The organism is Amycolatopsis sp. NPDC005003 (assembly GCF_053600695.1).
In genome coordinates, this window is the sequence record NZ_JBSGAI010000047.1 from 67,586 (window position 1) to 75,493 (window position 7,908).

General features: G+C 72.2%; 7 protein-coding genes. 2 read left to right on the forward strand and 5 right to left on the reverse strand.

Going from position 1 to position 7,908, the window contains the following annotated elements:
- Position 1: 1 nt before the first annotated feature.
- The 4 genes from ACWED2_RS39170 to ACWED2_RS39185 are packed head-to-tail and all read right to left on the reverse strand — an operon-like array spanning position 2 to position 4,248.
- The gene (locus ACWED2_RS39170) at positions 2-748 is read right to left on the reverse strand and encodes an SDR family NAD(P)-dependent oxidoreductase (RefSeq protein WP_449695576.1); all 747 of its coding nucleotides are present in this window, start codon (positions 746-748) and stop codon (positions 2-4) included.
- On the reverse strand, positions 741-1,901 hold the full coding sequence (locus ACWED2_RS39175) for a thiolase C-terminal domain-containing protein (protein ID WP_449695577.1): 1,161 nt from the start codon (positions 1,899-1,901) through the stop codon (positions 741-743). The genes ACWED2_RS39170 and ACWED2_RS39175 overlap by 8 nt, the downstream gene beginning before the upstream one ends.
- Positions 1,898-3,079: a hypothetical protein gene (locus ACWED2_RS39180; protein ID WP_449695578.1), complete on the reverse strand. Its 1,182-nt coding sequence runs from the start codon at positions 3,077-3,079 to the stop codon at positions 1,898-1,900. Before ACWED2_RS39180 ends, ACWED2_RS39175 begins: the two co-directional genes overlap by 4 nt.
- 11 nt (positions 3,080-3,090) lie before the next feature.
- The gene (locus ACWED2_RS39185) at positions 3,091-4,248 is read right to left on the reverse strand and encodes an acyl-CoA dehydrogenase family protein (RefSeq protein ID WP_449695579.1); all 1,158 of its coding nucleotides are present in this window, start codon (positions 4,246-4,248) and stop codon (positions 3,091-3,093) included.
- 123 nt (positions 4,249-4,371) lie between these two features.
- Between ACWED2_RS39185 and ACWED2_RS39190 the strand changes: the two genes are divergently transcribed.
- Both ACWED2_RS39190 and ACWED2_RS39195 read left to right on the forward strand, forming a co-directional pair.
- The gene (locus ACWED2_RS39190; RefSeq protein ID WP_449695580.1) at positions 4,372-5,433 is read left to right on the forward strand and encodes an alcohol dehydrogenase catalytic domain-containing protein; all 1,062 of its coding nucleotides are present in this window, start codon (positions 4,372-4,374) and stop codon (positions 5,431-5,433) included.
- On the forward strand, positions 5,426-6,583 hold the full coding sequence (locus ACWED2_RS39195) for an acetyl-CoA hydrolase/transferase C-terminal domain-containing protein (protein ID WP_449695581.1): 1,158 nt from the start codon (positions 5,426-5,428) through the stop codon (positions 6,581-6,583). The genes ACWED2_RS39190 and ACWED2_RS39195 overlap by 8 nt, the downstream gene beginning before the upstream one ends.
- Before the next feature lie 35 nt (positions 6,584-6,618).
- Here the strand turns inward: ACWED2_RS39195 and ACWED2_RS39200 are convergent, their stop codons facing one another.
- Positions 6,619-7,731 carry an acyl-CoA dehydrogenase family protein gene (locus tag ACWED2_RS39200; protein ID WP_449695582.1) on the reverse strand — a complete coding sequence of 371 codons (1,113 nt, stop codon included), beginning with the start codon at positions 7,729-7,731 and terminating at the stop codon, positions 6,619-6,621.
- Between the last annotated feature and the right edge of the window lie 177 nt (positions 7,732-7,908).

Genomic DNA, 7,908 nt, shown 5'->3' on the forward strand with positions numbered 1-7,908 from the left:
GTCAGCTCGCCATGTACAGGCCGCCGTCGATGCTCAGCACCTGACCGGTGACGTAGCTCGACGAGGGGCTCGCGAGGTAGGTGAACGCGGCGGCGATCTCCTCCGGGGTGCCGAACCGCCGCAGGGGAATCTGGTCCAGGAACTTGGCGCTGAGCTTCTCGTCCGTACGCAGCTTCGCGGTCATCGGCGTCGCCGCGACCGGTGCGACGGCGTTGACGCGGATGCCGTGGCGGGCGAGTTCCTTCGCCGCGGACTTGGTCATCGCGATGATCGCCCCCTTGGCCGCCGAGTAGTTGATCTGCCCGATGGTGCCCTGGAGCCCGGCCGAGGACGTCACGTTGAGGATCACCCCGTCACCGGTCTCCCGCATCAGCCGGGCCGCCTCACGGATACCGAGGAACGTGCCGCGGGCGTGCACCCGCAGGACGAGGTCGAAGTCGTCGGCCGTCATCTTGTGCAGCATGGCCGGACGGGTCAGGCCGGCGTTGTTGACCCAGACCGCCGGTACCCCGTACTCGGCCAGGACCCGGGCCGACAGGTCCGCGACGGAAGCCTCGTCGGCCACGTCGCACACCTGTGCCACGGCCGACCCGCCGCGGTCCCGGACCCCGGCCGCCACCGTCTCGGCGGCCTCGATGACGATGTCCGAGACGACGACCGCGTCGCCCCGCGCGGCGAACGCCTCGGCCACGGCACGCCCCAGCCCCTGGCCCGCGCCGGTGACGACGACACAACGCTGATCAGTCACGAGCCGCTCCGAGGATCGTCACGGCGGAGACCGCCGTCGGACCACCGACGTTGTGGGCCAGGGCCCACCGCGGCGTACCCACCTGGTTGCACGCCTGTCCGCGGAGCTGTTCGAACAGCTCCACGCACTGGGCCACCCCCGTCGCGCCCGGGGGATGTCCCTTGGCCTTCAGCCCGCCGCTGGGGTTCACCGGGAGGCTGCCGCCGAGCTCGGTCGCCCCGGACTCGATGAGCTTCTTCGCCTGGCCGCGTTCGCAGAAGCCCAGGTCCTCGTAGTTCATCAGCTCGACGCCGGTGAAGCAGTCGTGCACCTCGGCGACGTCGATGTCCGACGGACCGATCCCGGCCATGGCGAACGCCGCCCGGGCCGCCTTGACGGTCGCGGGGAACGAGGTCATGTCGGTCTTGTGCGCGTGCATGACGCGATCAAGGCCGAGTCCCACGCCGCGGACCCACACCGGGCGGTCCGTGTAGCGGTCGGCGAGTTCACCACCGGCCAGCAGCAGCGCCGCCGCCCCGTCGCTCTGCGGCGTGCAGTCGAGGACCCCGAACGGACCGACGACCCGGGGCGCCGCCAGCACCTGCTCGACGGTGACCTCCATGCGCAGGTGCGCGACGGGATTGGTGACGGCGTTGTGGTGGTTCTTCACCGCCACCATGGCCAGGTGCTCGGGTGCCACGTCGTGCTCGTGCATGTACCGGGCCACGTGCAGCGCGAAGTTCGCCGGCGCGATCAGTCCCAGTGGGTAGTCCCACCCACGGTCGCGGGCCAGCCCCATCCAGTCCCAGAAAGTCGAGACCGAAGGCGTCTCCCTCGTCTTGTCCGCGCCGATGACCAGCGCGACGTCCACGGCGCCGCTCGCGATCGCCAGCGTGGCGTTACGGACGGCGTCGTTGCCGGTGGCGCACTGGTTCTCGATGCGGGTGACCGGGATGTCCAGCAGGCCGCAGGAGTCCGCGAGCACCCCCGCGGGATGCCCGTCGGAGGTCTGCAGCTGGCCGAACCAGGCGGCCTGGATCTCCGGCTTGGCCATGCCCTTGTCGACCGACGCCAGCGCGTTCCGCAGCGTGACGGGGAGGAGTTCCTTCATCCCCTGGTCGAACCGCTCCCCGAACGGCACCATCCCGGCCCCGACGACGGCCACGTCCCTCATGCGGGCACTCCCTTCCCGGCCGCGTCGAACTCGCTCCGGAACGCGTACCCGTAGTCCGGCACGCCCTCGCGCACCGCGACCCTCCGCAGGACCAGGCGGCCCCGCTCGCCGATCCCCGTCTCGCGCCGCCCCACGTCCGCGACCTGGGCCAGCACCCGCACCGGCGAGTCGTCCAGCGCCACGATCGCCAGGCCGTAGGGGCCGGCGACACCCGGGATCGGCACGTGCACCTTCACGCAGGTGTAGACCTCGCCCGTCCGGCGCAGCGGGGTCGGCCTGGTGTCGTCGTACCGCCCGCAGTTCAGGCAGACCTGACGCGGGGGGTAACTCGTCTCGCCGCAGCTGCACGTCGCGGCGACCATGCCGATCTTCGCGTCGAACGCCCTGGCGTACGCGGGCATGGAGAAGGGGATGACCACGTCCTCCCCCACCGCCGGCCGCTCGTCCACGGAAAGCGCCGGGCGCTCGTCGCGGACCACTTCGACCGGTCCGGGCCGGAAGTCCGCGGCGGCTCCACCGGCGGCGTCGAGCGCCACGACGCGCACCGTCCCACCAGGCCCGGAAGACGCCTCGGCCAACGCGAACAACACGCCCGCCGGGCCCGGTGCGGGCAACGCCGCGGAACGGGCTCCCAGCCGGCGGGCCTCCCCCGGCGAAATCCCCACGACCAGCGGGGCGTCCGCCGAGCGCAGCCGGCCGACCAGGGGAACGGTGGCCAGCTCGCGCTCGACCCGCCCGTCGCCGTAGGTCGTGGTGTGGTCCGCACCGACCGCGCGGACCCGCATGGGCAATGATCCGGTGACCCGGCCCGCCGCGGTCAGCTCGGCGCCCGGACCGTCGGTCACCCAGGCGGCCCCCGACGCGGCCGCGTGTCCGGTGAGGTCCACCCCGACGACCAGCGACCCCGGGCCGGCCGACAGCACGGCGTCGAGCAGTGCGGGGGCACCACCCAGCCGCAGCTCGACCGGCGCGTCCTCCGCGAGGTCGAGCGCGCGGGCCACGACCCCGGTGCCGAACCCCACGACCACGTCCGGCGTGCCGGTGACCACGACGACGCGCTCGACCGCATGACGCTCGGCCAGCGGGCGAGCCGCGGCGACCGCCAGGGTCAGCACGTCCTCGTCCTGGCCCGCAACCCGGTTTCCCGACTGCTCCCACACCGGCCTGTACAGCGACAACGCCCCGATGATCATGCCGCACCGCCCTTCCGGCCGCCCGACCTGAGAAGCTCGCGCGCGATCACGACGCGATGGATCTCGTTCGTGCCCTCGACGATCTGGAAGACCTTCGAGTCCCGGTAGGCACGAGCGACCGGGAACTCGTCCGACACACCGTAGGCGCCGTGGATCTGCACCGCCTCGGTGGCGGCGCGCTGGAACACGTCCGAGGCGTACATCTTGGCCATGCTCGTCTCGACCCGGCCGCGCGCACCGGAGTCGAGGGTCCGCGCACAGTGCTCGACCAGCAGCCTGGCCGCCTGGACCTCGGTGGCCATGTCGCTGATCTTCTTCTGGATCTGCTGGTAGGAGCCGATCGGGGAGCCACCGACAACCCGTTCGCCCGCGTACCGGACGCAGGCCTCGAGGCACAGCTGGGCGCCACCGACCGCGCGGGAGGCCACCGAAAGCCGCCCCTTCTCGACCGCCGTCATGGCGACCTCGAACCCCGCACCCTCTTCGCCGAGCAGCGCCTCGGGGCCGAGCCGCACGTTGTCGAGCACCAGCTCGCCCGTGCAGATCGGGCGGAAGCCGAGCTTGTTCTTGAAGGGGTGGACCGAGACCCCCGGGGTGTCGCGCGGGATCACGAAGGCGGTGATACCGCCATGCCTCAGGGACCGGTCTCGCGACGCGAAGGTGACGAAAAACGAGGCGATGTCGAGGTTCGAGATCCACGTCTTCGCGCCGTTGACGACGAAGCCGTCTCCGTCGCGGGTGTAGGTGGTCTCCATCCCGGCCACGTCACTGCCGGACTGCGGCTCGGTCACCCCGGCACCGCCGAAGATCCTGCCCTGCGCGAGCGGTTCGAGCCACTGCTTGCGCTGTTCGTCGGTGCCGTACCGGAGCAACCCCGCGCCGACGAGGGCCGAGGGCATGCTCATCAGCACGCCGAGGCAATGGTCGACCCTGGAGATCTCCTCGATCAGGTTCGCGTACAGCACGTGGTCGAGCCCGCTGCCGCCCCACCGCTCGGGAACCATGCCCCCGAACAGATCGAGGCGCGCCATCGCTTCGAGGATGTCGCGCGGCAGCCGCTCTTCGTTGTCGTACCCACGGACCCGCGGGGCGACCTCACGTTCGGCGAAGTCCCGCACCAGCCGCCGCATCGCGTCGCGTTCGGAATCGCTCACGTCCCGCGTCCTCCGTTTCCCTGCTATCTATGCATACAATAGCAGTCGACTGTCTCGGGTAAGCAAGAGTTGCAGGGACGGAAAATTGATGCGTATCGTTGCTGACTCATGTCAGGTACCGGCGTGACCGGCCGTGCTGTGGGGCGGTTCGTCGCCGTGTCCCCGGGCTCGGTCACCGTGGAGCACGAGCGGGCCGGAATCCGGCCGCTCGGTCCCGGCGATGTCCGCGTGGCCGTGCTGGCCTGCGGGATCTGCGGCACGGACCTGCACCTGTGGCACGGCATGCGGCTTCCCCCGGACGCCGCCTACCCGGTCCGCCCGGGCCACGAAGTCTGCGGCCGGGTGCTGGAAGCCGGGTCCGGTACCGGCCTTCGCGGTCCACGCGTGGGAGACGTCGTCGTGCTCCACCCCGTCGCGCCGTGCGGTGCGTGCGCCACCTGCGCCGGGGGCCGCGGGGAACTGTGCGCCCGAGGCCGGATCCTGGGCATCCACGAGCCGGGCGGTCTCGCCGACGAGGTGGTCTGGCCGGCGTCCCGCACGGTGACCGTCGACGGCATCGCCCCCACCACGGCGGCCGTCCTCGCCGACGCGGTGGCGACCGCGTACCGCGCGGTGCGGATCGCGGACATCGCACCGGACGCCGTCGTGTGCGTACTGGGCGCCGGCGGCGTCGGCACGCACGTGCTCGAACTGATGCGCGCCTTGACGCCGGACGCCACTCTCGTCGGCGTCACGGGGACCGAGCGCAGCGCCGAGCGGCTGCACGCCGGCGGCTTCGACGCGGTGGTCGCCGGAGACGACCTGGTGAAACGGCTCCGGGCAAGCCACGGCAGCTTCGACACCGTCGTGGAGTTCAGTGGTGCGCCCGCCGCCCCCGCCCAGGCCGTCCGGTTGCTGCGGCCCGGTGGCACCCTGCTCTTCGGGTCCGTGGTCGACGGGCCGCTCACGCTCGGGCCCGCCGTCGCCCTCCAGTCCCGCGAACTCGTGGTCCGGGGGGTGTACTCGTCCAGTCTCGCCGACCTGCGCGACGTGGTGCACCTCGCCTCGACCGGCCGGATCGACCTGGCCGGGAGCGTGTCCCACACCGCCTCCCTGGACGACGCGGCGGACGCGTTCCGGATGCTCGACGAGCGGCCGGCCGGTCTCGTGCGCATGGTGCTGACGACGGGAACCGGCGATGCTTGAAGACGCCGCCGCCGCGTTCGCGGCGGAGTTGCGACCGGGCATGCGGGTCGTGGTCGGCGACGGGGCAGGCGCGCCGACCGCTCTGCTGCCCGCGCTGGGCGCCGCGGCGCGGGAGGTCGGCGGGATCTCACTCGTCCTGGGGTGGTGCGTGTCCCTGCCCCCGGAGTTCGATCCGGGCGACTTCCACGAGGTCCGTTCCATGATGGGCGGGTTCGCGCTGCGCCGGCTGATCGCCGGCGGCGCCGTGCGGTACGTGCCCGAGCGGCTGGCGGGGGTACCCGCACTGCTGAACGGACCCTTGCGGCCCGACCTCGCCCTGCTCGCGCTGCACCCGGGCACGTCGGGCTGGGAGTGGGGCAGCGAGGTCTCGTGGATGCGGAGCCTCCTCGACCGCCCGGATCTGCGGCTGCTGGTCGAAGAGAACGAGGCGCTGCCCCGCGCGTCACGGGAACCGCCCGTACCGCGGTCCCGCGGAACGGCCGTCGCACGCAGCCACCGTGCCCCGGACATCGTCACCCCACCCGAAGCCCGGGAGGTCCACCGGGCGATCGCCGCCCGGCTCGCACCCCTGGTCCCCGCGGGCGCGACGCTCCAGTACGGACCGGGACCGATCGCCGACGCGCTCGGTGACGCACTCGAGGTACCGGTGGCGATCCGGTCCGGCATGATCACCGACACCGTCCTGCGGCTCGCCGGACGCGGCTTGCTGGCCGCGGTTCCCAGCGGGGCCTACCTCTGGGGAACGGAGCGCCTCTACGCGTGGGCCGACGGCCGGCCGGTTCTCGACCGGGTGGAGCACACCCATGCGGCGGACGCCCGCGGCGGACCGCTGATCACGGTCAACGCCGCGCTGGAAGTGGACCACACCGGCGCGGTGAACGTGGAGCGCGCGGGCGGCCGGCTGATCTCGGGAATCGGCGGCCACCCGGACTTCGCCCTCGCGGGCCACGTCTCGGTGGGCGGTCTCAGCGTGATCGCCGTCCCGACGTCTCGGGCGGGACGCAGCACGCTCGTCGAGCGTCTCGCCGGACCCACCTCGACCACGCGCACCGACGTGGACTTGGTGGTCACCGAACTCGGCGTCGCCGACCTGCGCGGCCTCGACGACACCGAACGCCGCGCCGCGCTCCTCACGATCTGGCCGTCCTGAGGCCAGGCCCCGCGACGCCGTCGCCCCGGCCGCCCTCAGCCGCCCAGCACGTGGCGGGCGACCACCAGACGCTGGATCTCCGCCGTGCCCTCCTCGAACCAGAACCCGCGTGCGTCCCGGTAGATCCGTTCGATGGGGGCCTCGGTCGTGTAGCCGAAGCCCCCGTGCACCCGCAGGGACAAGTCGGTCACCCGGCCCACCATGTTGAGGCAGAAGAGTTTCGCGGTCGCCGCCGCGGCGGTGTAGTCCTCCCCGGCATCGCACAGCCGCGCCGCTTCGCGCACGAGCCCGCGCCCGGCGTTCACGTCGGCGTGCATGTCGGCGAGGTGTCCCTGGATGGCCTGACGGGCGGCGATCGGCTCGCCGAAGGTGACGCGGCGCTTGGCGAACGCGACCGCCTCGTCCAGCGCCCGCTGCGCGAGACCGACCATGCAGTTCGAGAGCGAGACCCGGCTGTAGTCGAGGAAGCTCAGCGCGACCTCGAGGCCTTGCCCCGGCTCACCGAGGCGATGCTCGTCGGCCACCCGGATTTCCTGGTAGCGCAGCCACGCGTGACCGGTGCCGTGCAGTCCCATGGTCCGCTGGGTGGCGTCGACCTCCAGGCCTTCGGTGTCACGCGGGACCAGGAAAGCGGTCAGGCTGTCACGCGCCCGGCGGTCGTCGGTCGCCACCACGACGATGAAGTGATCGGCCCGGTCGGCGAACGTGATCAGGTGCTTCTCCCCGCTGATCCGCCAGCCGTCCCCGTCGCGCCGGGCGACGGAGTGCGTGTCGCGCCCGGTGCCACCCGCCTTCTCGGTCAGGCAGAACGCGATCACCACGTCACCCGACGCCATGCCGGCGATGAGGTCCCGCTGGGCCTGGGACCCGAACCTCGCCAGCGGACGCCACACGCCGTTGGTCAGGTGCACCAGCATCCGGCCCGATCCGTGGCCCCGCGCCGCTCCCTCGAGGTAGGGCAGGTAGCCGGTGACGGACAGCCCGAAGCCGCCGGACTCTTCGGGCACCGTCAGCCGGTAGCTCCCGATCTCGGCCGCCCGCTTCAGCAGGTCGGCGGGGATTTCGCCGGTCTGCTCGATCGGTCCGGACGCGGGCTCGTACTCCTCGAGGAAGAACCGGGTGAAGTCCTCGACCGTGGGCTGCGACATGTTCGACCTCCGTTGACGACGCGGCAGGGATTGCTGCGGTGTGCATGGACAGGGGAATCGGCGGGGCCTGATCCGGGGCGCCGGAACATGGTGTTGTGCGTGTAGACCTGGTTGACGATCACGCGCATGTTGAGCTCGTCGCGCAGGTGCTTGTGCACCGCGTAGACGGCGAACGCG

Coding starts and splice junctions, on each gene's coding strand:
- ACWED2_RS39175 (WP_449695577.1), bottom strand. CDS start 1,901: ATGAGGGACGTGGCCGTCGTCGGGGCCGGGATGGTGCCGTTCGGGGAG.
- ACWED2_RS39195 (WP_449695581.1), top strand. CDS start 5,426: ATGCTTGAAGACGCCGCCGCCGCGTTCGCGGCGGAGTTGCGACCGGGC.
- ACWED2_RS39200 (WP_449695582.1), bottom strand. CDS start 7,731: ATGTCGCAGCCCACGGTCGAGGACTTCACCCGGTTCTTCCTCGAGGAG.